The following is a 26,012-nucleotide window of genomic DNA, read 5'->3' on the forward strand; positions in this document are numbered from 1 at the left end:
CCTAAAATCTTGGATAGTTTCGGCCTCCAAGTTCTTGTATATCAAAAAAGTTAAATACACCATTTTTATCATCTACTGCCCTTTTCAGTGTTTCGTCTCCTCCGTAATTACAGTAGCACCAGATTTCAACGTAATCTCCTTTATTCATGGGTACAGTCGCATTGCCGTTTAAACCAAGATTCATCCCATTATCCTTTTCCTGAAAGTCTCCTCTTACATGGTGCAGTGTTTTATATGCTTTTCCATTTAGGTAAACCTTCAAATGAAAGTTTATATAAGATGTATAATTTAAGGTATATATACTTGCCCCGATTAAGTACATTCCATCGTTCGGAGCAATAAATCGATTGTTTTTAGTATCAAAAGCATTATGGCTATCCTTGATGACCCTGTTAAATGCAATTTTAGTGTGATCAATCTTTTTTAAATACTGAACACCTGTAGTTCCAATATTCGCATGAGCAAAACCTGATATCTTTTGCCACGGAGTCCAGCCTGAACCACTCCACCAGTGTCTAATCCAAACTCCTGTACTGTCATAGTAAGTCCCAGACTCATTCCCTGTTCCGTAAAAGTATTGAGTGAAACGGTAATTATTATATTTTTCATTTTTGACAATGCCATAACCCAAGGGGTAGCCTGTAGTATTTCCCTGCCCAATGTCCATTAAGGTCAGTCCTAAAGGATATTCTTCCCCTCCTGTTCTTGCATCTTGAATAGCATTGTCTCCAGTAATTAACGTCAGATTGTTATTTTTATAGTTGGTATCCACGTAATATTTTGCATCCGATAAAGCCTTATCCGCTTTTTCCTGAGCTCCGACAATTGTTTCTTTTGCATTCCAATTCTCCCGTTCCACTGGTGTAATGTGCCGTTGTAAATCATTACGATGCTCTTCAAATTCTTTTTTCGAAGCTTGCTGTACATTATCAACGTTCCCTAGCCCGATTTGCGCCTTTGTTGTATTGTGAGGGTTGTTCATGTCATTTTTATGTACAGCTAAATCTTTATGCGCATCTTGAATGCCTTTCTCCCAACGGTTCACATCATCTTCATTAATCGGATCGTCCGGGAGCCAATCTGTTTTTGCATCATAAGCCATTGTTAAACCACCTCAAAAGTAATCCTAAAATCTAGCGTTCTATTATTACTAACGTCTAAATCTGTTGTTCTTTCCGTAATCACGTTGTTTTGATCATCAAGTATCTGAACACTCTTAATATGTTTGATGTCTTCCTCTCGTTGAGTAAGCACCGTGACAACGGCACCCTGAATGGTGAGTTCCACAATTTCTGTTTCATTTCCATTCAGCAGCACTTTCGATATTCTATTTTTCAAATCTGCAGCTGTACGCTCTCTATAAAGCTGTGTAATCATACAAGGACCACCTCGTTATTATTGAGCGTGACGGAATAACCTACCTTTAGCTCACTTGCTTTTCGATACCTTCTGTTATTCAAAATGACAGTATCTTTTATTTGGAGTGGCTCATTCAAAGCAGCTCGCAAGGTATATGCCAAATGAGCTGGCTTCATATTCTCCAATGTTTCTATGAGCTCGCTCATATGCTGCATATCATCTATATCAATATCAACCTTAAAACGGTACTCTCCGGGAAGCAGCCGAACCTGAGCTGACGGATTTTTCAGGAACCGGTTCAACGCGTGTTCAATGGCCCTATATGTTGCCGGCGGTATATTGGACATTTTAGAGATTAGGCGCAATCGGCGGATCTCATCGGTGTCACCTGATTCCCGCGGTACGTTCAAAATCTTTTCCCATCGTTCAAGCCCCCAGGTTGCCGTAGTAACAAACAGCTGATCTGTCAGATCAAAGATGCTGTTATTTTGCTTCTCAAATTCCGGAGCTTCCGCTTTAAGAAGTTCAGCCATTTCCTTTAACTTGGTAAGGAACGGCGGCAGGTAAGCAGTCATTTCATCGAGTTTGCTCAATGATGTTCACCTGCCCCAATTTAGGGATTTCGACGGCACTCAGAACCAAATTTTCGGCCACGCCGTTGATTTTAATATCTGCGTAATCACTTACTGAAGGTGAATTGTAGACGATATTATTAATCTGCGATAAACGGATGACGTTATCTTCAAAGGCAATCTTTTTAAAAAGATTTAAAACACCTGATTCAATTTCTTGCTTTACCTGATCGATAGAGCTATTGACCTCGGGAAGTACCTCGGCTGAAATCTCAACCTCTTTCCATACCGCACTCTCCACTGTGACAAAGGCACCTATTGGCGCTTGTCCCTCACCTTGTCCGGGTTCAGGATCAATATAGTTTTTCACCTTTGATATTAAAATATCGGAAGCAGGTTCCAAGTTAGCATTGGTCACGACAATTTTGACTGTACCGTCCCCGTTCCAAAGCGGAAAGACCTTTACCTTCCCCACTCCGTCTACTTCTTCAGCCCATTGTTTATAGTGTGCTTTATTGGCACTGACAGCTTCTCGACGCACGCGGGTAAAATATCTAGCTCTTAAACTGTCATCATCCTCTTCTTCACGTCCAGGAATCAGAATCTCTTTCACAATCGCTTTTTGAAGCCCAGGTATAGTGTCTAATGACAATAGATTCTGACCGGATATGTTTGCGTTCCCTGCTTCCCCCGCTGTTTCACACTCCAACGTCCCGTCAGCTGTGTATTGAAAATAAAGATTATCAACATAAAAGCGAGACCCTACAGGAATGGTCACGCCTTCAGTAAACTCCCCTGCCCTGACTGCTTTTGTGGCAGCAGTCCGCTCAATGCCTGCTTCAGTAGCTCGTCGATCTAAAAATTCCCCTTGGGCCGTGTCTGAGAAGACAAGTTCCAGAACAGTATCGAGCCAAATATAAGACTTGGCCAATTCTGCGGCTACAGGAGCTAACGCGTTATAAATCACGCTGCCTTCCCTTTTATCAATGTCCGCTGAAATGCTGTTCAACATTCGATCCATAATCGATTCATAGGTTTGATCTTCAAACATCCTCGCCAAGCACCTCCTCGATCTCCAATGTTCCTTCGTCAGTCTCGACTGTAAAGGAGACACGGAACGATTCGCCTTGTTTTTCTATTTCAAAATCTGTAACAGCAGAAATCCGATCGTCATAGATCAGTGCTTCCTCTATCAGCCGAGGGATCTCCATTTTCTTATATGCGTCTGTTGTTTCGTTATCTGCCAGCACGTCTTGAAGTTCATTTCCAATGTCATGACTGTAAACAGAATATGCGTATCGCTCAGTATGGAGAGACAAATATACAAACTGCTTGATCGCTTCAAGGCCTGTGATGATTTCATTTGTGATACGGCCATTTTCAAAATCTATTTTGTAGGTTTGCGAGGTCTCTATGACTTCGCTGTCATCTTCTATATCCTCAAACTCGATTTCCGGAGACAAAGCCATTCCAAACACCTCCTATATTTTGTCGAGAATAAAAAATGATTGCCCGCCTTTTAAGGAGACAATCATCACACGCTCACCTGTATTTAATGCTTCTTCACCGGCCCGCAGCCGCTTTGGAACAATAATCAAATCAGCAGGTATTATTAATTTGTCATTTTCATTAAGCCTTATTTCAACAGGGGAAACGGAAACCACTTCAGCCGGTAGAATATCCACTGGCGACTCAGAATCAACTGCACGGACAGCCAAATGTTTGATTGCTTCACTTAATCTCATGAGGAAACACCATCAGGGATAGAATTTTTCTCAACCACATCAATGGTCATCGTGTGTGTCGATCCTTTAAATTCGTGTTTGTCTGTATCGATCCAGTATGTTTTCTTAACCCCGACTTCCGGAATTGAGATATAGATGGGCAACCCGCTCTGAAGATCCGGAATGCCAATCGCTTGAATACTCTTGAGTTCTTTTTTAACACCTTTTTTCTGTGCCTGTTTGACTTTCGCACGCTCCTGAAGCTGCGCCTGGTTAATGTTATCAGAAACCGTTTCGACATACTGAAGCACACCATATTTACTGATCCCTGAGCTGTCACTTGCAGTGGCTGTGTATGTTTTATTGTCTTTCTGCCGGCGGAGCTTTACTTTTGTGGCCGTGTCATTAATTGAAGTGCTGTATTGATAGCCGGTGATGTTCACACCCGTCTCCAACACCCATACTTCTGACAGATCTGGCCAAGCGCGAAGGCCAAGCTTCCCCTTCGCAGAATATAATTGATAATTCCTTCCGGTTTGGCTTTTCGTTTGTTTCAAGGCTTTTAGAATCATGTCATAAAGGCTCGTATCATCTTTAAACACTAATGATTTAATGGTGTAACCTGTATTTGCAATGGATGTAGTCGGAATCTGAAAATCTCGCGCCAACCGTTTTATAATCTCGTCTGCACGTTGATTTGAGAAAACATAAACATCTTTGTTCTTGACCAAATATTGCAGCATATCATAAGCCGTAAAAGTCATCCAGTGTTCTTCCGGATTGCGAGAAAACACAATGCCCCGGAACAGTTCTTTGCCCTTCCACTTAAATAAAACTGTATCCCCTTCAGATACGCTGTAATATGAATGGGTTCCCTGTTTCGTAATGATCTTGGCCGTAATCGATCGCGGCGCCTGATACCGTTGCCCTTCGAGGGAAACACTTTCAGTTACCAGCTCAAGCCATTCCGTTTCTTTAATGACGAAAAGTTCTATCATGTCATCACCTGCTTACTGCGGTATTTTTAATTTTTGCCCAGGAAAGATCCAGTGTCCTGGCTGTCTTATATTCCGTTTGCTTCGTTTGATCATAGCCTTTTTATTGACTTTCCATATCTTGCGCCATTTTGTACTGTCTCCATAAAATTTGCCGGCAAGGTCCCACAGTGTATCGCCTTTCTTAACGGTGTATGTTTTAGGAGCTGATTTAGATGGCCGTTTCTTCTTCGTCTTTTTCTTCTGCTTGATCTTCCGCGGCGAAGCAGTTTTGTATTCCTTCAGCTTTATTTCATAATCACGATCACCTATATCTTTTTGGCCCTCTGTATAAGAAAAAACCTCGATACTGCAAGTTAAATTAATTTTCGTTCCAGTAATTAAGAATTGAACCGGCTTTTTAGATTTCACCCATTTCTCGATCTTTGCAATAGCATTTTCAGGAGAAGGAAATCCCTTATACTCAGCAAGCGGGCTGTGTTTCTTTGGAAAAAAAGAAGAGAACGAAATTTCTTTCGCTCCCGGTTTATCAATAAAAGTGATCTCCCCAAAACTAGCCACTTTTACTGATTCATTTTGAATTGTGTTGGATATATCAATTTGTTCAGGAAGGACCGGAAGCCGCAGCTTGTCCTTCCCTTGTGAAATCCAGAATTCATATATGGATTTAGTCAAAAGCAACGACTCCCTTCGTTCCAATGTTGATATCCTGTTCAAGCTCATCGACAAGGGCCTGCTTAATCTTAGCTACAAGACTGTTCATGTCTTGGTCATTGTGAAAATGCTGATCGCCATTAAACTGAATAATGACCTCTTTGCCACCTGCAGCTTTAAACGTTGTTTGATTACGACCCGTTGTGGCAGCTGTTACCTGACCTGAAGATAATTCAGTTTGACCTTTTTCAGATGGGTCTGTGACTTCCATTCCGAGTGCCTTAGCTGCTTGGGCTAATAAATAACGTCCACGGATGCCTCGCTCCTCCGGAATGATCCATTCCCTTTTGTTTCCTTCACCGACACGGGCAATCTGCTCTTTGGTAATAAGTCCGCCGTTAGCGTAGCCAACATATGGACCTCCATGTCTCATGCTTCTAATGCCTGGTACATTATTAATTGATCCATATCTGCTTTTGATATAGCCAATCGCAGCAGCAGCGTTGTGAATCGGGTTAAGAATGTTATTCATGCCCGGCAATTTGTGTGCGTTGAAGGTACTTGGGATTGTCTGCATGAGCCCCTGAGATGGATGTCCTGCTTTCGCATTACTATCCCATAAGTTGATTGCCTTCGGATTACCGCCTGACTCATGCTGAGCAATTGTCATCAGCCCTGGAAGCCAGCTCATCGGTGTCTTTGTAGCCATGATAGCAGCCATGAGCCATTGCTTCACATTTCCGCTTACTGCGCCCATTCCAGAATAAGCGGCAGCTAGTGAGCCTGCTTGTTTTTCAGCAAACTTTTTTACATCAACAGAATCCAGACCTTTTACAATACCTATAGAGGCAAAACGCCCAAGACTCATCATGACACGGGAAGGTGAATGAATATCCAGCTCTTCACGAAATGCCTTCTCAACTTTTTTCGCCAGTTCCTTGGCAGCCTCATTGACTTCACTTGCCTTAGAAGTCATGCCTGAAACAAAATTACCGATCATACCGCTTCCCCATCCGTTTGATGATTCTTTAGAGCGGATAAACGGCTTGTTAATATGAGTGCTGACGTATTGATCAGTACCAGTTTGTGAGCTATTTTGTCCGGAAGCAAAACCTTTGATCGTTCCGCTTCCCCATGATGAAGATTTATTAACAGTGTTCTGAAATGGCATTTTAACCTTCGTCTGCAAGAAGCCATCTGTACCGGTCGAAGTGCTGTTTTGACCTTTAGCATAACCATTGACCACTTGCTTTCCGTAATTCGGAGAATAAGAGATTAAATTGTTCATTGGTTGTCCAACGTTTTTCTGTTTCCATGCTTCCATAGAAACAACATTATCTCTAATTCCTTGATCAAAGCTCTTCGTGAACTGTTGACCAAATGATGTTGCTTGTTCATCAAGACTGGATGTGTCAATAATAGGAGATACAGAAGCAGTCACCGCCGCACTACGGACTAGCGGGGAAGTTGCCGGTTCACCTCCTGCAGATGAAGCAGACGCTATATCATCAACCACACTCATCCCTAATTTCGAAGCAGCTTGAGAAAGGAGCATTTTGCCGCGACCTTTATTATTCTCAACAGGGATAACGAATTCTTTACCAGCTTCACCAATCCAAGATATTGTTGGCTTCGTAATGTAACCACCAGTAGCATGTTTCTTTGGCTTTTCTTTTCCCGAACCAAATAAATAATTTACGCCACTCTTCACATATCCCCACGCTTTACCAGCAGTTTTTTTCGCACTTGAAGCTACTTTACCACCAACTTCTTTTACCCCGCCTAAAATACTGCTTCCCAATTCCTTTACACTCTGCCACTTTTCAGACCACCACTTCTTACTAAAAAGGGTTTCTGAGATGGAACTCTTAACACTTTTCCATATTGATTTAGCATTGTCCCATTTATTTTTGGACCAGCTTTTTACACTTTCCCATTTTCCTGACCACCACTTCTCGCTAAATAGAGTGGATTTCAGCTTTCCTTTAACTGATTGCCAAACAGAAGACGCGCTGTCCCACTTACTTTGAGCCCAACTTTTTACGCCTTCCCATTTACCTGACCACCACTTCTCACTAAACAAAGTGGATTTTATTTTTCCCTTTACGGACTCCCAAACAGATGATGCACTATTCCATTTGTTTTGTGCCCAGCTTTTAACGCCAGACCACTTTTCAGACCACCATTCACTATTAAATAAAGTGGACTTCACCTTTTCTTTTACATTAGACCATGTATCACTTAACCCATTGATGGAAGTCTTCGCATTACTCTTAATGCCTGACCATTTTTCAGACCACCATTTTTGATCAAATAATGTACTGTTTAGTTTCTTCTTTACTTCTGAACCATCAAACGCTTTACCTAAACTTGAGCCGCCCATGGTGCCTGCTATACCACCAACTAATCCACCAATAGCTGTTCCCACTCCTGGAATAACACTGCCAATAGCTGCTCCTGTAGCCGCTCCAGCAAGGCCACCGCCAGCTGATCCAATTTTTTCACCAACATTATCTTTATTCATCCCAATTAAATCGGTTGCCGCTAACGCTGTTCCTAATAGAGGGACTCCCTTTGCAAACTTGCCAACACTTTTCAGAGGACTTAAGACTTTCCCGAACTTCGATGTACCGCCTGCAGCTCTACCAGCTGAGTATAGCTCCGATCTCGTAGTGATTATTGCTGATCTTGAATCTCTAGTTGGATTAGTACCTACAGTTCTACCGGAACGCCTTCTCTCCAACCGTTCAGATGACACAGCAATTGAACTATCAGAAGGGTTCATTCGGTTTGGATTACCGCGTCGACCTAAAACTCTTTTCCCTCGTCTTCTACGAATGCGATCATTTTTACCTCCATCGCTACAACAGCAATATGTCAAGCTGCCGCTTCGAGGTAAACTCGTTGGACCTGTGGCAGTTTTGGATTCTCTGCCCCTTGTGCTAGCATTACGATTACTGTTTCTATTCCTCCTTTCACTTTGCGTATTAGTACCAGCTTTAGGAGTACGTTTTGGAATTAATTTTCGGATTACGCCTGCTGCATCACTTCCGACAGTACCTATGCCTTTTAACAGCGGACGAAGTATTTTCAAATAACCAATCAATCCAATTAAAGAGGGGATCACAACTTTAATCGCTGTTTTCAAATCATCCCAATGGTTGACGCTCCACTCAATGGCTACGTTTAACTTATCACCTATCTCCTCACCTAGATCAGCAATATCTTTTTTGATCTCTTTAAGTTTTTCCTGACCTTCTTTACTGTTAATGAACGAGCTGATTTTATCAAAGGCCGGTCCTAATCCAGTTAGCAGAGAGGTTCCCATATCCTTAGATATGCTTTCAAAATCTCTCATGGCATCATTAACCGGTGTCATCGGGTTATTATCCCGAAGTTTCGTAAAGCTTCGTTCCAATTCACCGCTTGTTTTGGCACTTGTACCAATACCCTCAGCCATATCTAAAATAGGCTGCTTAAGGTCTTCATATTGTGTCCCGATAAGCTCAGTCGCAATAGCAGCCCGCTTTGTTTTGTCTTTCACTTTAGAAAGGGCTTTTGCCACCCTAAATAAACTTTCCTCTCCGCTTATTGAACCATCTTTGAAGCCCTTGAACATTTTCTTAGTTTCCTTGGCTCCGAACAGTGTTTTAAATGCGTCCACTTGACTATCAGACATTTCGGTTCGGCGGATGTTAAACTCACGCATACTATCGGCTAGGTTATCGAAGTTTCTGGCTCCACCCTTTGTTCCTTTTATCATCGCGTTTGCAATTTGGCCGCCTGTGAGCTTCAAGTCTTTAAAGGTGGAACTGTATTCATTCATCGTGTCTAATAAATCATCAGCCTGGTCACCGGCATTCCGGTATACATAAGCAATTAAGTCTCCGCTTTGTTTCCCAGACAATTTCAAGTTGTTATACATTGAACTGAAAGCACGATCTACCTCTGCCTGATCAGCATTCATAAGCTGGGCAATCTTACTTGATGACTCAGTCAATTCAGCCAGAGCTTTTTTAGACGCCCCTGTCTGTTGCGATAAGTTTCTTAGAGATAAACTGACTTCTTCCCGAGAACTGCCCGCTTTATTGTTGAAATAGATCTGATCCGTCATTTTTGCAACATCTTTCTTATTAACGTTTGAAGTTGCTGACACATAAGCATCCTGAGACATTGTGCTTTTACCAGAACCCATAATTGAACCTGCAGAAAAACCACCTGCAACTGCCAGAGTAATGGTAGCACCCTTCAAGCTGTCTATTTTCGCTTCAATAGCATCCAGAGCCGCTGAAGCTCTATCCTTAATAGAAACAGTTGGCTCTGCATGTTCGCTATCTACATCAGTCACATGACGACGGATCTCATCTAATTGGTTAGAAGCATGATCACGTACTGAAACAGTTGGCTCAGCGTGCGAGCTATTCAAATCAGTGAGACCTCCACGGATCAAACGAAAACGTGGTGTAGCTTGATCATTTACGGAAACCGTCACCTCATGACTGCCTTCGGTAAGATCCTCTGCTTGCTGGCGTATAGAATGTAAGCCATTCGAAACTCGATCATCTAAACCCATTTCAAGCAATCGAGCCCGAGCCGTCAAACGGTTGGCTGATCGATCAATTTGCCGCATAACTCTTTCAGTCCGGTCTTCAGCCTCAAAAATAAGAGGGCCATTAGCAGCCCTCTTAAGTCTTTCAGCATTGCCTTGTATCATTCGAAGCTTGCGGGAAATCTTATCATGTAATTCAAACGTGGCTGTTAGTTTAGCCATAGTTAATTACCTCCCTTCTTCGCTTCTTTTTCTAACAGCTCAAGCTTAAAACCGATTAATCCATATAAGAGCGCCTTGAATGCTTTCGGAGCCTCATATAGTTCTCTTAATTCTGACGGGGCGTATTTGAGCTCATGCATAGCATAGTAAAGGTATACAGCCTCTTTGTCCCCGTCTTTTACTAGTTTTTTGCTGCTTCTTCAAGGTCTTCGAGATCATCATCAAAACCGTTGATTTCAATTGCTTTGTTCAGCCAATTTGCATATTCACCGCCGACTGAAAGAACACGTTTGGCGACTTCCACTGGATCTTCTGTTTTGTAAGCCTCACGTAGTTCCTTAGCTTTAAAGTTCGGATAAACAGTCGTTTCAACCGCAATACGAGCATAAAAGCGTTGGCTGTCCAACTCCTTCACACGGCCGCGGCCTTTTACATTTTTGTAAGTGGTGTTCTCTTTCTCAAGTTCGTCAATTCGTTCAGTCGTAATTGCTTTGAAAATGAATGGAACAACATTGCCTTCTTTGTCTACAAACCGTTTAGAAATCGGAACTTCTACCTCTTCCGCTTCAATTGTTTGTCCTGGCATAAAGAATGAAAGATCGTATACTTTTTCGTTTTGTTTTTCACTCATGTTTATTAACTCCTTTTACTTTTTAGTTTTGGACAAGAAAAAAAGCACATTCATACTTTTTGAATGTGCTTTCCATATAATTCATGTATAATAGATTCTTGAAGCTACCTTAGCTTATCCTCCGAATATGAAAGGAGGTGAAATTATGTCGACCTATGAATCTCTAATGGTCATGATCGGCTTTGCCAATTTAATAGGCGGGATTATGACATGGGTAATATCTCTTTTAACATTATTATTCATGCTTAGAAAAAAAGACACTCATCCTATTTACATTACTGTAAAGGAAAAGTGTCTACACGAGGACCCTCCTATTAAAGGGTAGTTTCTTTTTTAAAAGCTAGAGTGCTGCCACACTCTGGCTTTTATATTTTAGCATTTCTCATGAAAGTAACACACATTAACAAGTGGTAATGTGGTAATGTGGTACCAACTATAAGCTTACGCCAGTAGTTGCAATACTTTTGCTTGGCACCATTATAACATGAATATATATTGATTATATAATTATTTGTATCTTTTATTTGTTACTTTTTTTATCTATGAGTTCAAAATGACCTGATCATAGAAGCCTTAACCCTTTTTCTTTTATTAAAAACCCTCGGATTATGAAAGTGTTATGGTACAATATGGTTTAGTATAAATGAATATTGGCTTTCAACATCTCAAGGGCGGTCTGGCTCACTCCCTCATGAAAGGGGGTGATGCACGTGTCAACATTTCAAGCATTAATGCTTATGCTTGCTTTCGGGTCATTTATAATTGCCCTGTTGACTTATATAAAGAAGAAATAGACCCACCCCTTGAGCTCGGCAAAGTAAAAGGGTAAAGTCTATCCTAAATACTTTCATGAAGTTGTTAAGCCAGCCCTCTTGATGGGCCAACATTTATACTGACCCGGCGGCAACCGGGTCTCTTTTATTTTATGCATTTCTTTTGAAAGAAATACATGTTTCCATTTGGTACGGTTGAATTACTTCTAAAGTAATCTTACCACATTTTTTCGTAAATATCTTCGTTAAAGTCGGCGATTTTTCGTGAAAGTGATTAGAATGTGGATTTTAACTGTTCAGGCACATCAAAATCCTCAAAGGTAAACGGCACTTCTTCTTCCAATGCTTCAGAATCAACATCAAGCCCAGCGATTTTCGCAGAATCAAAGTTCACATCGTACAAGGTGACTCGTTCAGTCCCACGACCTGAAGAGGCGTCATCTAGAACAGCTTGTAAGGTGAAATAAGGATCACTTCCCTTTTTCACATAGTCCATCATAATAAGAACAAATTGAGAAGTCACTTTATAAAAAGTGGCTGTTCCCGTTCCATTTGCTCCGGTCGTTTTGTGCCCCGTCATCCGACGACCCATGATATTGACCTCGGATTTGTTTTTCTCTACATTGGCTTCAAACGTTTTGATATGGGCCATTTCTTCTCCATCAAGAAACAACCTGCCCTCTTTACCTGAAATGGTGTTTTGCGCTTTTAATGCCATTCCTATTTCACCTCAACATTAAAGTAGAATTTTTCAGCTGCATCCACCGGTTGAACTGCAAGATCAATCAGGAAGCCGTCACGATCATTATTCAGAGCAATTGTAATGTCATTCTCTGAATCAAAATCAGTAATGCCCTCGTTATCTTGAAGAACACTCAAGTATTGAGTAATTAGCGTTTTTACAAACTGCAGTCCGTCATTTGTAGCGGGAACATCACTGCCGCTCGCTTTTCGAGACTTGATCAATGCTTTCAATTGTGATGTCAGGTCATTATTGATTGCATCAAGTACACGGACAATTTTGTTTTTCTGGAACATCTTATTTTTCTCTGCTGTTAGGCTTGTGAGTGAATTAATGTCCTTTTCAACCGATACTGATTTATCACGAGAATCATAAGTAAACAAGAATTCCCCATTTGACAATCGTTCAACGATTTCGTCGTTGTCAATTCGGTTAAGGACATCTACAGCTCCCTCGTATTCTACAAATGTAAGTGATTGATTAAATGTAGCCCCCGCACTTGCACCGGCAACCCAAGCTGTAGCTTTTTCAGGAGTGATCTCCGTTCCATCCTCAAGTAGGACACCACCTGTTACATTGATAATACCCTCATGGTCTCCCTTGTAATTTGAAAGAACACCTTGAACCTTTTGCCCTTGGTTGTCTCTCAGCCGTTTGATAAACGCAACAAACGTTGCTTTTAATTGCTCGTTATCCTCTACAGGTAAAGCGATTGTGTCAAAGTATTCCGTTTCAGCCGCTTCCAAGAAAGCTGTATAATCGGCATTTGTCGGTGTTTTGTCTGTTCCGCCTGACAAGCGGATTCCGGAAGTTGCAGGGAGAGCACCGCTAACATCTTCAGGGGCCGTACCGGTTAACGGAATAGTAACTGTTAAATCTCCTTTCCCCGTAAACGTGACATATTTATTCGGTTTAAGTTCTTCAGCTTTAGACACTGTTTGTTTATCCACTTCAGATTGATCAAGGTAGGTAGTGACATCAACTTTCGAAGAGTCAATAACGTTCTCCGTAATACTAATAATGATGTCATTACCTTTAGTGCCGCCATAAAGAGCAGTAGCCTTTACACCTTCGCTAATGTCTGCTGAAGCACGAAGACCTTCCGTTAGGCGATAAAGCAAGACTGTATTCGCCTTCTTCATCGCCTCACGTAAAAGCAACAGCGAAGGATCATCAATGTTCAACCCCACTTTTTTATTCAAGTCCTCGATTGAAGAGATAGAAATGAATTTCTTAACCTCACCCCAGCTGGACGCTATCGGCAGCGCCACTGTTCCACGTTCTCCGGCAGAAACACGGTTCTCCGCGGTCGTTTTGAAGTTAAAGTAAATACCGGCACGCTCTTTTTCCTTGCCAGGTGTGAAAGTTCCGCCGTTCATCTATTTGACCTCCTTTTGAAGAAACTGAGAAATCAACTTCTTCGCTTCCGATTTTGTAATACTCATTTTATGAACATGAAAAAGAGCACCGTCAAACACCTCGGGTTTTACCCCAAAGAGCTCTCGACTGTGCTCTCGCAAATCCTTAATATAAAAAGCATTTTCTGCTTTCTCTTTTTTAGTGGCCATCATTTCACCCCACTTTTAAATTTAAAACCATCTATTGAACGCTGATCTTCCCGCTCATACCAATAGCGGCTCGTCCAGTTTAAGACAATGGTCGCATAATCGTCTGATACCCGCGTTTCTATTCGAGATAGGCGAATAAAATCCCCAGTATCCTCGCCAGATTCTTGTATAAGCGGAATTATGCCTCTTCTGCTTCTAAGTGTATCCGCAATTCGTTCCGCTTCGTTATGAGCCTTCTGTACGTTTTCGTGAAAGAGTTTTACGTTTAAAACATATGCTTTCTGAAACGTGGATACTGTGTCCACCCCATCGACCGTGGAAGCCGGTGGAAAGTAAAGAGACGGAACAGCAAAGTCCTGCGGTATTTCTTCTTCATACACTTGAACAGGATACAGTTTGTATAGATAGCCCATAATTGAACCTACTTCTTGATTCATGGCAGCACCGCCTTAAAATTCTTCATAAATCCATTGCTGCAGCTTCCGCTCAAGGCTTCTCTCAAACATCAACTGAAAAATGGCCATGGCGTTATCCCAAAACCCCGAACCGTCTACCCATCGGAACTTCAGCAGCATGCCGGAATTTTTTTCAGCAGGGTCATATTCGAAACGGTCGCCTTTCCACCGACCTGGAACCCATCGTCTATCCTGATTTTTAGACGGATCGATAGTAAAGTGCCCGTCATTGACGTATGAGGCGTAATCCAGATTTGTTCCAACATCCAACTTTAAGCTGCCTTCTGTCATTGAAAAGATATTATCCTGGTCACCTTTCTGAAAGGAATTGAGCAAGCGGCGAGTGTCCACGGTCTTCGTCCTAATGATCTCATCTTGGATGATATCTAAGAACTCAAAACCCATTGATTCAAGCCACTGCTCATATTTCCTCTTCAGTCCCCCACGAGAAGCCCGGTCTAATGATTGTATGAACTGATCGAGACCCCGAATTTTCATAAGTATTCAACCTCCCGTACTGCCGTCACTTCCCAATGATGATTCCTGATTTTGCGGGGCTTCTGTAATTTATAAGCAGTACCATCCCAAACCGCCCTGTCATTTACTCGAATATCAGCAGTAGCAGGGAAATGCACAAGGAAAGATTGATAAATAGATACATTTGACTCCTGTTGGATAATGGACTGACTCTTCTCTGTAAAATAACACGGCTGATTTTCTATGTCCGGCTCATCAGGGTACGAAAAAACCGGTTGAACATCTTCAACCGGCACCCCGAATTTTTGCTTTCTATTTTCTTTTTTCTCCTGCAGATGGTAAATGTCACATCTGTGAGTCAATAAGGATTGATAACTCATATTGATCTCATCCGCACTTTCGCTTCAATCCCTTCTAAATCAGGGTCAGCCGGTTTCACATAATCTTTTATTAATGCATACACATCAGGTTTTTGAAGAGAACTGCCATCCCCTAGAGTATAAGAATAGTCACCAATTTTTTCAGTTGTATATCCTTTAATAATTGACTCGTCGCCATTTATAAGAGCATAAAACTGAGACAACTTTAATAGAGCCAGTCGAACCGTTTCAGGCAAAGGGATATACTCTGCATCTGAAAAATCATGTCCAACTTTAAGAATGATATCGGCAGTTGCCTCAAGGATATCCTGTTTTAACAACTCGTCAGGTCTGGTCTTTACAGACTCAAAAACTGAATAACTCTTTAATTCATCGGGAGTGATTAACAGCATAGGTCACTCCCCTTTGTTATCTATTTGCTTAAGGATGTAGGCAATTCTTTCATCTGCGTTTTTGAAGTCAGACGGATTGCGACCAAGATTAGAAATAATGGATTCATGCTCTGCTTTATTCATACCTTTCAATTCCGATTCAGTATAATTTATCGGATCATCCTTTTGATTATTAAGCTCTTGGGTTAGTATAAAATATGGATTTTCATTTAAATACTCATAGAGCTTTTTCGGTACTGTTTGACTGACACCTGCTCGAAAGGTTATTCCCATCACATTGTATGTTTTGCCTTTAATAAGCTTTGCAGTAAACACACCAGACCACCTACTCCTTCACTTTCACGATCTTGGCTACGGCGTCCTCTTCTTCAAAAACACTATCCAATTTCGCTGTCAAAACAATGATAAACATACGGCGACGGATGTCCTTATCTACTTCAATCCGAATGTTACGAGAGAATCCGAGAATAATATTCTTCGGATGAGTTAGGATGATATCAGAAACATCGGCTGCAGTATCTCCCTCTCCAATCGTATAAGGCTGTAAATTTGCAATACCTTTGATTGGAACACCAAAAGCAGATGAAAGGCCACCTTGAACAGCTGCATCCCCTAAATTTGTTTGACGATCAGCTACACGATCTTTCCATTCGACCTCAATACCAGGCGATGTATAGAAACGGAACTCCTGCGGAATTCGCAAATATTTAGGAGGTACAGCTTTGTATCCTCGTTTAAATGTTTGACGTGTCAGTTCCTCACCTGCAGCATCGACAATATGAGATGTAGCTTGTTTTCTGATGCCATCTAATTGTGCAAGATATGAGTCGGAGGAAGATGTATCCCCATTTACAAGCAACTCTTCAATATCAACCGCAGCACGCTCAGCTATCATTTGCATGATTGTATTCTGAAGGCCATCTTTTTCGATGTTGTTTTCAAGTGTGTCATAGGTAATGTTAACTTCAGCAATTACTTCTTTTGTGCTTAAGTTAACTGTGCTAGTTGATGGAACTGACTTTTGATCTTTAGTTAGCGCAACTCCCTCTTGGGCTGCCCTTAAAATACGCTGACCAAAACCGATCTTCTCGATTTTCTGTGTGTCATGGTCCATTTGAATAACTCGCGCATCTCTTAAAATGGTTGGCGTATCTTGTACCATTCGAATAAAAGTTGAAGCCTGAGTAGGATTCATAATCCCGCCGCTCTCTAAAGTAGAAAGCGTCATTTCTGCTTTATTAATAACCTCTTGATTTCTCATTCGTATCCTCCTTATCCATTAAAACAACCCTGACCAGATTGATTTTTGAACTTGTTCGGAACCCGATTCTTCAGTTTGCTTAGATGTTCCGCGACTTTTTTCGATTGCTTCAATACGATCAGCGAGCGGTTGAACAGCTTCTGAAATTGCCTTTTTCAACTTCTCGCCCTCTTTTTCAGTCTCTTCTTCTTTTTCTTTATCTTTCTTATTAAGCTCTTCCTCTTTTTCTAATGTCTCGAGCCGCTTCTTAATTGGCTCTAATGCTTCTTGAATGGATTTAGTTACTTCCTCCGAAGTCATTTCTTCTTCCCCCTCTTTTGTTTCTACCTGACTCAGTAAATTACCAAGGGCAGCATGAGCATTCTTAATTTCTTGCAGGTTTGAAGCGGAAAATTTTCTGCCCGCCTTTGCAACTGGCTCTTCATATGATTGCTGTTGTTTTCCAACAAAAAAGTTTTTGAGCAAATTAAATAGCCCTTTCTCATCTGTTTTCTCTTGAGAAACGGGCTTTTCTTGTTTTTCAATCGTCTCAGCAGTTCCTGCCATTGAATAACCGGTAATTTCGCCTTTTTTGATTTGCTCCCATACTTCCTCAGAAGCCTTTGTGACAAGGACCCATGATCCCTTTTTAATGGTTTCCCCATTCATTTCAAAGTCTGCCGGTGCGACATAGGACTCAACCACCTCACCAACACCACCCTGAAAGTCATGTTGCTTGTCGATTTGACGAGCATCTTTCAGGAATCCATGAGCGGCCTTTTCGATTTCTGCAGCTGTCATGAAATCTCCGTGGGCGTCCACTGTATCAGGTTCATACACGATACCGTAAACAAGTTTTTGCTCGTCTGCCTCTTTCGCAAGGATTCTGACTTCCTTTTGAAAATCAGGTTGTTTTTCTGATTTCACAATAAAGAACTGCTTTTGATTAGCAGCCTTATCCACATAAGAAACATGTGTGATTTTTGCGTTCACCAATTCTCTTGGCATGTTATTCACCTCCTTAAAATAAGAAAAGACTTCTAATTAGAAGTCTCACCAGCTGTATTCTCAGCAACATAATTGCTTGTTATCTCCATTAACCTTTTTACACTCTTATCTACATTCCAGAAAAATTTATTCATAATGTAGCTTTGTGAAATATGACTTTTCTCTAAGTCATGAACTATATTCATTATATCAAGTAAGCTTTCCGCAAATGAATCATTAAGAATTTTATGGCGTTTCAAATAATCAACCATGTATAACATGCCTATACCTTGAGATTTATCTGCCGCATCATCTTTTTCTGATACTTTTTCATAAAGATTTTTCACTGCTCCATATAAACGAATCATTTCCATTTTTAGTAGTAAGTCATTATCCCCTTTAATGCTTGTCTTCTCATTATAATGGGAATGTGTTTCCTCAGTGATTTCAGAATTACTTTCTAAATTTAATGAATCTTTTAGATTTTGATCATCAGTTCCATATTGATTCTCTTTATTCAATTGGAAACTAATCTTATCTAATTTTTGGTCAATAGTGAATTCAAATTCCCAATCCTTATATTTAATTTTCGCCAAGGTACTGATCAAATTTGAAACCGGTTGTTTTAATTTAAAAACCAAGATAATTATTGCTACCGGCCAAATGATTGATTTGACTATTGAAGAGATAAACTCCATCCAATTCATATTTTCCCCACCTAATATGTAATGAGGACATTATACTATTTTATTCCATGTTTGCTAAGACTTCTCTTTGAATCTCTTCTTTTTCTTCGGGTGATAAGCCTAAAATCTTACTATCTACCACAGGCGATAGAACACAATGGCAGTTAACCCGCTCCCTTGTTGATAGTTTAGGATCCCTCGGAAACATGCAGGTTTCGCTACTGCCCGGTATCTGAAATTCTTCATCTACTCCAATGACTGTACCGTCAAGATCAATGTGATTTTCACGAGGATTGTTCTTCTTCCCTCCGCTGTGCCGCCATTTCTTTTTCTTTACTGCCGGCGATTGTGCATATGATTCATGCTGCGCGGCAGAGGAAGCGGCAAGCACTTCTGTGATGGCTGTGGTACGCGCCCGCTCCCTATCAAATTGTGGCATGTCTTTGAGAGTCAACTCAATGTCCTGGATTGATGAACCGTTCTCGATAGCATTAGTTAGCACGTCCTCCACCACTTCATGTGTGTTTAACTTCATGATCTCAGCCAGCTTCTTTGACCAATCCTTAATCCAATTAATCGTACGATTGGATAAGACTTTAAAAGGCACCTCTGGATCTATTGAATCCATGATTACTTCAGCCATTTCTTCAATAGTCTGTTGCAGGAATCCCTCAGTCAGTTCCTGAAATTCTTCCTCGAAGTCATCCTCCGCGAATAGGTTCTGAGTAAAAAACACTAGAAGGGCTTTTAACGTCTCTTCTGAGTCTTTGCTTACAAAACCTTTGAGACCATCTAAAAACTTCTTATGCTGGCGTCTGAGCAATCTGGCAATGCCTTTTTCATATTCCTCCACATATTTGGGGATATTAGATTTGCCAGGAAAGTCAGGTACCATCTCCCCCAATTGCTTATACTGATTTTCCTCGGCTTTTTGAATAAAGACATTTAAACTCTCCAATAGCTTATCCGTTTTGTTCATCTCTTCAAATCCTCCAGAACATCCCGCATATCTTTTAATAACCCGATCATATTAGGAGTACCGTTCTTAGATTTAAACAGTGCAGCCAAAGGATCGGAAACGGACGACTCGTTAGTTTTACCAAGCGGCCTGTTGTATTCTTCTTCTGGCCATTCTTCAAGCGTCTTACCAAGTACCCGTCCAGCCAAATCGCGTAAATCATTCGGAGAAACTGCACCTGCTGTTATAAACGGTGTTAGAACCTTAGCAATTTCTAAAGGATCTCTAAAGTCTGGCCCTTTTAGTTGGAGTCGGACTTTATGAATTTCAAGATCATTTAGAAATAAAGCATTCAGTTTACCTGTGATTAATTTTCGTTCAGGCTGAAATACTTGTTCCTCAGTAATCTTTCTTGCTGTGTCAGCTGTCGCTCTGTTGTAATCTTGAGCTTCACCTGTATAAAGTGGGGGCAAACGAAAAGCCGATCTAATTTTATCTCGGTTCTTTTGGTCATATTCAAGAAACAAAGCATCTTCTTGAAGGATTTCAGCAAGTGACTTAATATCAACTTTCACTGGTGCAATCTCTTCATCACCATGAATGTTTTTCCCCTTCGCTATCCCTTCTGCTTCAAGTAATAGAAACTTATGAGCGTTCTCCACTCCTTCAAGCCCATTCATGTAATCCTGCAATTGTGTGTATGAGTCCTCAGACAACATTCCATTTTCTATTGTGATGGCAGCGGGAATATGTCTTCCTTGTTTGAAGTACATAAAGTTCAGCTCTTCAGCTTTACGAGCACCATACAAATTAACAATATGGCCAATCCATCGCGGTTTCCCATAAATACCGCTTCCTATTTTGAAATGGACCACTTCATTTGCTCGTTTCTCCAATGGGGTCTGTTCATCATATTGACCTGTCTCTAAATTTAAAGTGCGAGGATCACCATATTCTTTAAAATAAACCATACGGCCGTCAATCATCTGAACATACTTTCGGAATCGTTTCTCTCTTTTGATTGATTTCATTTGTCCTTGTTCGAAGTACGTAAAATCAACTTCGATTGGTTCAGACAGTTTGCAAACTCGTACATTTTGAACGTCCATGTATTCAATGCCGGCTGGCTTATTTTCACCGTTTCGAATGACCTCAATAAAGCCATTGCCCGTCTTTTCTCTATCTTCAATAACAAATCCGAGTAAAGTCTCAGCTGACTCATCAAAGTGAAGATATTTAACGAACTCTTCAAGCTTTGTCCATTCACTTTCAGCTTCTGTTTTTTCTTCATTTGTCACATCTGGCGAATTCACATCAAAAGAATACTCGAAATCAAATCCAAAGCCCACAATATTTGTCCTGTAGGCATCAACACATTGCTGTAAGATTGTTGAATACTCAGCAATCATTTTTAATTCCTTTAGGTTATACGGAGGAGGCAAAATATTGCTGTCATAGCTGTCAGCAAATTCATCTTCATAAATTTGTTTCGTTGATTCAGTAGGTGGAGAGGCTTTGATCACTCGTGCTTTAACAGATTTTTTTGACATGCTTTACCTCCTTCCTGGTCTTGATCTTTGCGGTCTTCCTTTTGATTCTTCTTTCAAATCGGTTACCTCATAATCATCGAGAGCGTACCAGATAGCTGACAGTGTATGCGGGTCTATGGTGAACTCGTCTTCTATGATGTTCCCCAGCTTATCGGTAGCATAAGCAAGCGGCTTAAGCTCATAAATCGTGTTCTCGCAACGATCAGAGCAAATGATCTTCCTGAACCGCTTGATTTTCTTTGTATACTGAAGGCGTGATCCTTGATATTTACGGGCACCCACCATATTGAAACCGTGTTGCTGAAAATAACGGATTGTCTTTGGCTCTGCTGAATCCGCCTTGATTAATTCCTTAGTCTCTGCAAATTCCTTAAGTTCTTCGGCTGTCTTATCATCCGTTAATCCATTTTTGTAATACTCCCAGTAGATATAGAGATATTTCTTTTCATGATCCACAGCAACCCTAACGACGGCGTTATACGATTCCACAAAACCAAAGTCCATGCCAACCCGTTTAAGCGGGCGGTTAATATTAGAGATTGCAGTCATAACCTCTTCATGCGGTCGCTCTTCAAACTGCGGCAGAACCCGAATTCCATTCACGCCAAAATGACCTTTCCGCGCAATTCGGTAAAGGTCTGGATCGTATTCCTTCAATTCTTCAAGTTGCTGGACATAGCTTTCTGGCAGGAAAAGATTATCATCTGCCGTTGAGTGATGATAATAGGTGTCGTTGCTAACGATTATCCGCTTTTCATAAAGTTCCTTATCATCCAGTACAAAGCGCTTCTCCCTATCATCCTTGAAGAAATGCTTAAAAGTCCAATTGTCCTCTCCAACTGGATTTGTTGAAAGTATCATGTGAAGCGGCAATGTCGGGTGACGAAGACGTCCAAGAAGCTCCTTGAACCCCTCATATTTTACTTCAGAGCATTCCTCAATCCAAATGAGGGAAATATTATTGATTGATTTCAGTTTGGCTGGCTTATCCATCCCTTTAAAGATGATTCTGCTGCCATTTGAAAATCGAATCTGCATCGGAGAAGATACACATCTAACGATATGATCTAATTTTAGATCACTTACAAGTTCATCAAAAAGTGAAAATGTTGAGTCCCTATGTGTGTCGTACACTTCTCTGATAACAAGTGCAGTACGCTTTTCTCTGAGCAATTTCAGAACAATCTTGAGCGCCACATGATAGCTTTTGGATGATCCATAACCACCCACAAGAAACTGAAACTTTTGATTCCAGTCAAAGAGAAATTCTTTAAAATGTGGATTTACCTGTTTAATCACTGTCATCACCTTTGTTTACAATGGTGATCTCAAAAGGTTTATCTTCTTCTGTAAGTTCTTCGATCTCTATTTTTTTCTTGTTGATATTTAAGCGCATATGCTCCAATTTAAGGCGTCGTTCGTCTTCCGAATGGGCTAATTCATCAAACTGTTTAATTAAATTCCTGAGCTCTGCCATTGCACGAGATTGAGCGTTCAAGAACGTTGCATGACGATCCCAAGAAAATTGAAATTCGAATTCTTCCTCTTCGACTTCGTTTGTCTCAGATAGCACAGACTTTTTCTTTTTCAGTTCTTTAATCATTTCCTGCTTATCAGAAACGAACATGATCTTTTGCGCCCTTATTATTGCGGCATATTGGATCTGTATCTGATCCCATATCATATCGACAGGCGAACGTTCTTGAATCCCTTCCATGATGGATAGCGTTTCTTCTGGCAGGAACTTAGAGAAGAATCCATGAGTCACAGCGTTTTGATTTCCCTTAGGTGCGCCGCCATTATTACCTAACGCATTCTTGTTACCGAGTGGTGCACCTACTTTTTTTGTGTGCACACCTTTTTTTAAGGGTGCACCCTTTTTTCTTTGCCAACCATGGCGTTGTTTCCACGATTTAATGGTGTTCACAGATACCCCATATTTCTCGGCAAGGTCCTTGTATTTCATACCTTTGGCGTAATCCTTATACGCCTGTATGTGCTTATCAACCATCTACATTCACTGCCGCCTCCTTTTAGATTGAGTTGTTTTGAAAATAAAAAAGCTCCTCAAAAGAAGCTTAAATATGTTTTTTTATTAAATTAGTTATTTCATCAATCAACCGCTCAATATATTCTTGATTGAAGTTCACCTCAATTATTGGATCATCGTTCATAAAACCTCTTAATGCCACTTCAACTTCTCTTAAATAATTTATATATTCCTGTAACTTGATATTCAGTTCTTTATCAAAGAGTATTGAAAATTTCTTAACAATCAGTTCAAATGCCGATAGCTCTTTAAAATAATCAGTATGTAATTTTTCTAAGTATCCTTCTGGGTGATTATAGAACGGTACAAAGGCAGCAGCGGTTTCAATTCTTTTATTGTTAATATTATAAATCTCATCAATTAGTATATAGCCTTTTGTGAAAATTTCATTTCCTTTTCTATTCTTCTTTTGTAAAACATAATTAGTTCCACCTGTAAAAAAAACTGCTGTTATAGCACTAGTAATGACTGTACCAAAATCTATTTGAATCAATTTCATCCCCTCCTTTTACTAATTATCGGCAAAAGAGAGCGATACAGGTACTATTCGCAAAATTTGTCGAACGAAACTGTTGTATAAAACCTAAATTTAGTGGTGACGCAGGAATAATTCGCCGCGCCGACCTGCCTCCCATTTTACACTACAGATTTTTTCAGATTCAACAAACGCTCAAAGTGGCAATCTTGGCATAATTGGCTGATGAACTCATCTTTCATTTTGCGTACAGTTTCCCTTGAAATGCCAAGGTGAAGACTTATTGCGCGGTAGCTCATACCCTCCATCATGCAATCATAAATGACTTTATGCTGCTCACCATGGATCTTTTCAGCCCCTAATTCAACTGCATATACTCGCTCTTCATAATACTTAAGACGTTTGAAAAGACGTTCCTCTCTCATATCCATTTGCCTTAGCTCAGCCTGACTCTTCCCAGGACTTCCTTTTGGCATAGTAGCTTCTAATCCATATTGAGCAACACCCCAATTCTTCATGGGAATTACTGAACCATAGAGTACCCTTTGCAATCGACGAACCTCTTTCACCATCCAGTGATAGCTATTGATTAGATTTTCAATTTCTTTTCGATTCATGAAAGTATCCTCCTTTTCAAAATAAAAACGGACACCAAACATACAGCGTAATACTGTAAGTTCAGTGTCCGCAGGCTTTCCGTCTTGGACTAACTGGATATTTTATGCTTTAATGAATTCACATTACCTAAGGAAAAAAATTCAACTCCCTCCTTAAATATGGTAAAATTTTATTATAAAGTAGTGGAGGTTGTTATATGAGAGTTAGAGAAATAAAAAATTTACTCGACAATTATAATAAACAAATTGGAGTTAGTGTTTCGCACGTACCGCACAGCAACAGAAAGACTGTTCTTAATTTACAAAAGTCTTTAGATGCAATTAACGAGTTGTCTAAACTTGGTTTTTTAGATGATGATATTGAGAGATTTAAAGATCTAGGAAGTATATATTATTCACGTGTACCTGAAGATAAGATTGAAGTGGATAATCACATCGCTAATCAAATTACTAATCATATAAAAATTGTAAAAGAAAAATTACGTGGTTTTGGAATTTTAATTGATCAGTCAGTTTCTGATCAAAATGAGAACGTAATTAGCGTAAAACTCCCTCAATACAACTCATTAGAAGAACTAGAAAAATTCATCAAAAAATTAAATAATGCATTTCAGAATGGTATTACCCTTGAGGAAATTAATGGACATTATAAATTACAGGGTTTTGACACAGGTTCAATGTGGATTGACATCTTAGTAAACAGTTCAGCTGCAGTAATATTTGTTGGACAACTTATAGATGCAGCTATAAACATTTCAAAGCGATCTCAAGAATTACTCATTACTAAGGCAAACATCGAAAAGCTAGCTCTTCAAAATGAGCAATTAAAGCTACAAGTCGAAACTTCCAAAGCTTTGCTAGATGGAATTGAAAAGGGTATTGACACAATAACAGATGCCGAAATAAAAAATGTTACTGAAGGAGCAAATTATTCAACAGAATCAATAGGACATATAAAACAATCGGTTAAAATCTTTGCAGAATTACTCCATGAAGGTACCCAATTCCACCCATCTTTAGATGCACCTTCTGAAACAGTTGAAGCCTTTCCTGAACCCCAAAAGAATTTAGAAGAGCCTCAACAATTATTAGAAACATTAGCTGACAATTTACCTGAACAGGAATAACCTGCACATCCAAGCCGAAGGAGGAGATATCCTCCTTCTTGTTTACCTTTTTATAAAGTATTATATCTTCTTCTCATTTCACCTTAAACCCTATCTCATGATCAACCCTTGCAAAGCTGCCCTTTACAGTTTGAATCACTGTTTTGCCGTGCTCCGGAGCATCTAAAACATGTGCAGTTCCCTGATTCCCATCTAAAACAATGATCTGAACTTTTCCTGGGTCAATTTTCTGCTGAATAGTGAAGTCTTTTTTGATGTTTATTTCTCTTGGATTGTACACTCAAAGCGCCCCCTATGTTATGATAGAAGTACCAGTTCATATCAAGAACACTGAGGCTAAGCGCTTCGGTGTTTTTTATTTTTAGGCAGAAACCTCTCTTATCATGACTTCCACCCTTGGCTCTTCGCTATAAAACTTACTGACTTTCAAATCCACAACCTGACTATCATCTTTGTATATCAGATGATTCAAAGCATCTTTCACGCCCTTTACATAATTATCAACGTCGGGCTTTGTAGTCGGCCGCAGAAGGCCCTTTTCAGCTTTCTCTTTCTTCTTTTTTGAGTTTGAAACTGACTTAGGCATTGGTCTGTACACTTTGACATCCATTGAGACAGGACCAGTAATAATTGTTTCTGGTCGATGCTGAGACGCAACCAATGCCACATACTGTTTGAAATACTTTGATTTCGCTGGATCACGCATATGCACCTTCCCATTTCGTATTGATCCACGCGGCCTTCCTTGTGCGACTGGCTCACCATAAACAGTGAACTTAATGCAATCCAACTGTTCTTTACCTCCCGTCAAGCTGTTCCCATAACTTAA

The 26,012-nt window shown here is 40.4% G+C and carries 31 protein-coding genes, 2 other RNA genes, 2 pseudogenes and 2 other annotated features; of the genes and pseudogenes, 3 read left to right on the forward strand and 32 right to left on the reverse strand.

Annotated features, from left to right (window positions below; genetic code table 11):
• Window position 1 precedes the first annotated feature (1 nt).
• The 11 genes and pseudogenes from yqcC to yqbNn form a co-directional block, all read right to left on the reverse strand.
• Entirely contained in the window at window positions 2-1,102 is a 1,101-nt protein-coding gene (yqcC, locus tag BSU_25950; RefSeq protein NP_390472.2) for a conserved phage protein of unknown function; skin element, read from the reverse strand.
• Between the two features lie 2 nt (window positions 1,103-1,104).
• Window positions 1,105-1,377, reverse strand: a complete 273-nt coding sequence (gene yqcB, locus BSU_25960; protein ID NP_390473.1) for a conserved phage protein of unknown function; skin element — start codon at window positions 1,375-1,377, stop codon at window positions 1,105-1,107.
• Window positions 1,374-1,952 (reverse strand): putative phage tail baseplate protein; skin element, encoded by a 579-nt coding sequence (yqcA, locus tag BSU_25970; protein NP_390474.2) that lies wholly within the window; start codon window positions 1,950-1,952, stop codon window positions 1,374-1,376. Before yqcA ends, yqcB begins: the two co-directional genes overlap by 4 nt.
• Window positions 1,936-2,982 (reverse strand): putative phage baseplate assembly protein; skin element, encoded by a 1,047-nt coding sequence (gene yqbT, locus BSU_25980; RefSeq protein ID NP_390475.1) that lies wholly within the window; start codon window positions 2,980-2,982, stop codon window positions 1,936-1,938. The genes yqcA and yqbT overlap by 17 nt, the downstream gene beginning before the upstream one ends.
• Window positions 2,975-3,400 (reverse strand): conserved phage protein of unknown function; skin element, encoded by a 426-nt coding sequence (gene yqbS, locus BSU_25990; RefSeq protein ID NP_390476.1) that lies wholly within the window; start codon window positions 3,398-3,400, stop codon window positions 2,975-2,977. The genes yqbT and yqbS overlap by 8 nt, the downstream gene beginning before the upstream one ends.
• 12 nt (window positions 3,401-3,412) lie before the next feature.
• Window positions 3,413-3,676 carry a conserved phage protein of unknown function; skin element gene (gene yqbR, locus BSU_26000; RefSeq protein NP_390477.1) on the reverse strand — a complete coding sequence of 88 codons (264 nt, stop codon included), beginning with the start codon at window positions 3,674-3,676 and terminating at the stop codon, window positions 3,413-3,415.
• On the reverse strand, window positions 3,673-4,653 hold the full coding sequence (gene yqbQ / locus BSU_26010) for a conserved phage protein of unknown function; skin element (RefSeq protein ID NP_390478.1): 981 nt from the start codon (window positions 4,651-4,653) through the stop codon (window positions 3,673-3,675). The genes yqbR and yqbQ overlap by 4 nt, the downstream gene beginning before the upstream one ends.
• A gap of 12 nt (window positions 4,654-4,665) precedes the next feature.
• Window positions 4,666-5,325: a putative phage murein-binding protein; skin element gene (gene yqbP, locus BSU_26020; RefSeq protein ID NP_390479.1), complete on the reverse strand. Its 660-nt coding sequence runs from the start codon at window positions 5,323-5,325 to the stop codon at window positions 4,666-4,668.
• Window positions 5,318-10,075 (reverse strand): putative tape measure protein; skin element, encoded by a 4,758-nt coding sequence (yqbO, locus tag BSU_26030; protein ID NP_390480.2) that lies wholly within the window; start codon window positions 10,073-10,075, stop codon window positions 5,318-5,320. Before yqbO ends, yqbP begins: the two co-directional genes overlap by 8 nt.
• Before the next feature lie 2 nt (window positions 10,076-10,077).
• Window positions 10,078-10,269: a sequence feature (Evidence 5: Unknown function), on the reverse strand.
• A pseudogene (gene yqbNc, locus BSU_26039) lies at window positions 10,078-10,269 on the reverse strand. (Overlaps the previous feature by 192 nt.)
• Window positions 10,269-10,706, reverse strand: a sequence feature (Evidence 5: Unknown function; PubMedId: 8760915, 8969508). It overlaps the preceding pseudogene by 1 nt.
• Window positions 10,269-10,706, reverse strand: a pseudogene (yqbNn, locus tag BSU_26040). It overlaps the preceding feature by 438 nt. Before yqbNn ends, yqbNc begins: the two co-directional pseudogenes overlap by 1 nt.
• Before the next feature lie 145 nt (window positions 10,707-10,851).
• Here yqbNn and txpA point away from each other — a divergent pair.
• Complete coding sequence (gene txpA / locus BSU_26050) at window positions 10,852-11,031, forward strand: toxic peptide of toxin-antitoxin system; skin element (protein ID NP_390482.1); 180 nt, start codon at window positions 10,852-10,854, stop codon at window positions 11,029-11,031.
• Here the strand turns inward: txpA and ratA are convergent.
• An RNA gene (gene ratA, locus BSU_misc_RNA_81) (antisense RNA controlling synthesis of TxpA, membrane associated toxin of a toxin antitoxin system; skin element) lies at window positions 10,955-11,177 on the reverse strand. The two genes, txpA and ratA, sit on opposite strands and share 77 nt — an antisense overlap.
• Window positions 11,178-11,410: 233 nt before the next feature.
• Here ratA and bsrH point away from each other — a divergent pair.
• Window positions 11,411-11,500: a skin region; type I toxin gene (gene bsrH, locus BSU_26055; protein ID YP_009513980.1), complete on the forward strand. Its 90-nt coding sequence runs from the start codon at window positions 11,411-11,413 to the stop codon at window positions 11,498-11,500.
• Here the strand turns inward: bsrH and asrH are convergent.
• The 18 genes from asrH to yqaQ form a co-directional block, all read right to left on the reverse strand.
• Window positions 11,488-11,626: antitoxin RNA (gene asrH, locus BSU_misc_RNA_92), an RNA gene on the reverse strand. The genes bsrH and asrH overlap by 13 nt on opposite strands.
• A gap of 127 nt (window positions 11,627-11,753) precedes the next feature.
• Complete coding sequence (gene yqbM / locus BSU_26060) at window positions 11,754-12,197, reverse strand: putative tail tube protein; skin element (RefSeq protein NP_390483.2); 444 nt, start codon at window positions 12,195-12,197, stop codon at window positions 11,754-11,756.
• 2 nt (window positions 12,198-12,199) lie between these two features.
• Complete coding sequence (yqbK, locus tag BSU_26075) at window positions 12,200-13,600, reverse strand: putative phage tail sheath protein; skin element (RefSeq protein NP_390485.2); 1,401 nt, start codon at window positions 13,598-13,600, stop codon at window positions 12,200-12,202.
• Entirely contained in the window at window positions 13,601-13,792 is a 192-nt protein-coding gene (gene yqzN / locus BSU_26089; RefSeq protein YP_003097763.1) for a conserved phage protein of unknown function; skin element, read from the reverse strand.
• Window positions 13,789-14,226 carry a conserved phage protein of unknown function; skin element gene (gene yqbJ, locus BSU_26090; protein ID NP_390486.2) on the reverse strand — a complete coding sequence of 146 codons (438 nt, stop codon included), beginning with the start codon at window positions 14,224-14,226 and terminating at the stop codon, window positions 13,789-13,791. The genes yqzN and yqbJ overlap by 4 nt, the downstream gene beginning before the upstream one ends.
• 12 nt (window positions 14,227-14,238) lie before the next feature.
• On the reverse strand, window positions 14,239-14,742 hold the full coding sequence (gene yqbI / locus BSU_26100) for a putative phage tail component; skin element (protein ID NP_390487.1): 504 nt from the start codon (window positions 14,740-14,742) through the stop codon (window positions 14,239-14,241).
• Window positions 14,739-15,101, reverse strand: coding sequence for a conserved phage protein of unknown function; skin element (yqbH, locus tag BSU_26110; RefSeq protein NP_390488.1), 363 nt, complete (start codon window positions 15,099-15,101; stop codon window positions 14,739-14,741). The genes yqbI and yqbH overlap by 4 nt, the downstream gene beginning before the upstream one ends.
• Window positions 15,098-15,493: a conserved phage protein of unknown function; skin element gene (yqbG, locus tag BSU_26120; protein NP_390489.2), complete on the reverse strand. Its 396-nt coding sequence runs from the start codon at window positions 15,491-15,493 to the stop codon at window positions 15,098-15,100. Before yqbG ends, yqbH begins: the two co-directional genes overlap by 4 nt.
• Window positions 15,494-15,496: 3 nt before the next feature.
• Entirely contained in the window at window positions 15,497-15,808 is a 312-nt protein-coding gene (gene yqbF / locus BSU_26130; RefSeq protein ID NP_390490.1) for a hypothetical protein; skin element, read from the reverse strand.
• Window positions 15,809-15,818: 10 nt separating this feature from the next.
• Window positions 15,819-16,754, reverse strand: coding sequence for a putative phage capsid protein; skin element (gene yqbE, locus BSU_26140; RefSeq protein ID NP_390491.2), 936 nt, complete (start codon window positions 16,752-16,754; stop codon window positions 15,819-15,821).
• An 18-nt stretch (window positions 16,755-16,772) separates the two neighbouring features.
• Complete coding sequence (gene yqbD, locus BSU_26150; RefSeq protein NP_390492.2) at window positions 16,773-17,741, reverse strand: putative nucleic acid-binding protein; skin element; 969 nt, start codon at window positions 17,739-17,741, stop codon at window positions 16,773-16,775.
• Between the two features lie 32 nt (window positions 17,742-17,773).
• On the reverse strand, window positions 17,774-18,427 hold the full coding sequence (yqbC, locus tag BSU_26160; RefSeq protein ID NP_390493.1) for a conserved phage protein of unknown function; skin element: 654 nt from the start codon (window positions 18,425-18,427) through the stop codon (window positions 17,774-17,776).
• Window positions 18,428-18,467: 40 nt separating this feature from the next.
• Complete coding sequence (yqbB, locus tag BSU_26170) at window positions 18,468-19,385, reverse strand: putative phage head morphogenesis protein; skin element (protein ID NP_390494.1); 918 nt, start codon at window positions 19,383-19,385, stop codon at window positions 18,468-18,470.
• Window positions 19,382-20,914 (reverse strand): putative phage capsid protein; skin element, encoded by a 1,533-nt coding sequence (gene yqbA / locus BSU_26180; protein NP_390495.1) that lies wholly within the window; start codon window positions 20,912-20,914, stop codon window positions 19,382-19,384. Before yqbA ends, yqbB begins: the two co-directional genes overlap by 4 nt.
• Before the next feature lie 3 nt (window positions 20,915-20,917).
• Complete coding sequence (gene yqaT / locus BSU_26190) at window positions 20,918-22,213, reverse strand: putative phage-related terminase large subunit; skin element (protein ID NP_390496.1); 1,296 nt, start codon at window positions 22,211-22,213, stop codon at window positions 20,918-20,920.
• A complete protein-coding gene (gene yqaS / locus BSU_26200; protein ID NP_390497.1) occupies window positions 22,206-22,925 on the reverse strand; it encodes a putative phage-related terminase small subunit; skin element in 720 nt (239 codons plus the stop codon). Before yqaS ends, yqaT begins: the two co-directional genes overlap by 8 nt.
• Window positions 22,926-22,992: 67 nt before the next feature.
• Window positions 22,993-23,457: a hypothetical protein; skin element gene (gene yqaR / locus BSU_26210; protein NP_390498.1), complete on the reverse strand. Its 465-nt coding sequence runs from the start codon at window positions 23,455-23,457 to the stop codon at window positions 22,993-22,995.
• Between the two features lie 143 nt (window positions 23,458-23,600).
• Window positions 23,601-24,056 (reverse strand): putative phage DNA-binding protein; skin element, encoded by a 456-nt coding sequence (yqaQ, locus tag BSU_26220; protein ID NP_390499.1) that lies wholly within the window; start codon window positions 24,054-24,056, stop codon window positions 23,601-23,603.
• 197 nt (window positions 24,057-24,253) lie between these two features.
• Between yqaQ and yqaP the strand changes: the two genes are divergently transcribed.
• Window positions 24,254-25,183, forward strand: a complete 930-nt coding sequence (gene yqaP, locus BSU_26230) for a conserved phage protein of unknown function; skin element (RefSeq protein NP_390500.1) — start codon at window positions 24,254-24,256, stop codon at window positions 25,181-25,183.
• Window positions 25,184-25,256: 73 nt separating this feature from the next.
• Here the strand turns inward: yqaP and yqaO are convergent, their stop codons facing one another.
• Together yqaO and yqaN are read right to left on the reverse strand one after the other, a co-directional pair.
• Window positions 25,257-25,463 carry a conserved phage protein of unknown function; skin element gene (yqaO, locus tag BSU_26240; RefSeq protein NP_390501.1) on the reverse strand — a complete coding sequence of 69 codons (207 nt, stop codon included), beginning with the start codon at window positions 25,461-25,463 and terminating at the stop codon, window positions 25,257-25,259.
• Between the two features lie 81 nt (window positions 25,464-25,544).
• Window positions 25,545-25,973 (reverse strand): putative Holliday junction resolvase; skin element, encoded by a 429-nt coding sequence (gene yqaN / locus BSU_26250; RefSeq protein ID NP_390502.1) that lies wholly within the window; start codon window positions 25,971-25,973, stop codon window positions 25,545-25,547.
• Window positions 25,974-26,012 lie beyond the last annotated feature (39 nt).

Origin of the sequence: Bacillus subtilis subsp. subtilis str. 168 (assembly GCF_000009045.1) — a bacterium.
Taxonomy (GTDB): domain Bacteria; phylum Bacillota; class Bacilli; order Bacillales; family Bacillaceae; genus Bacillus; species Bacillus subtilis.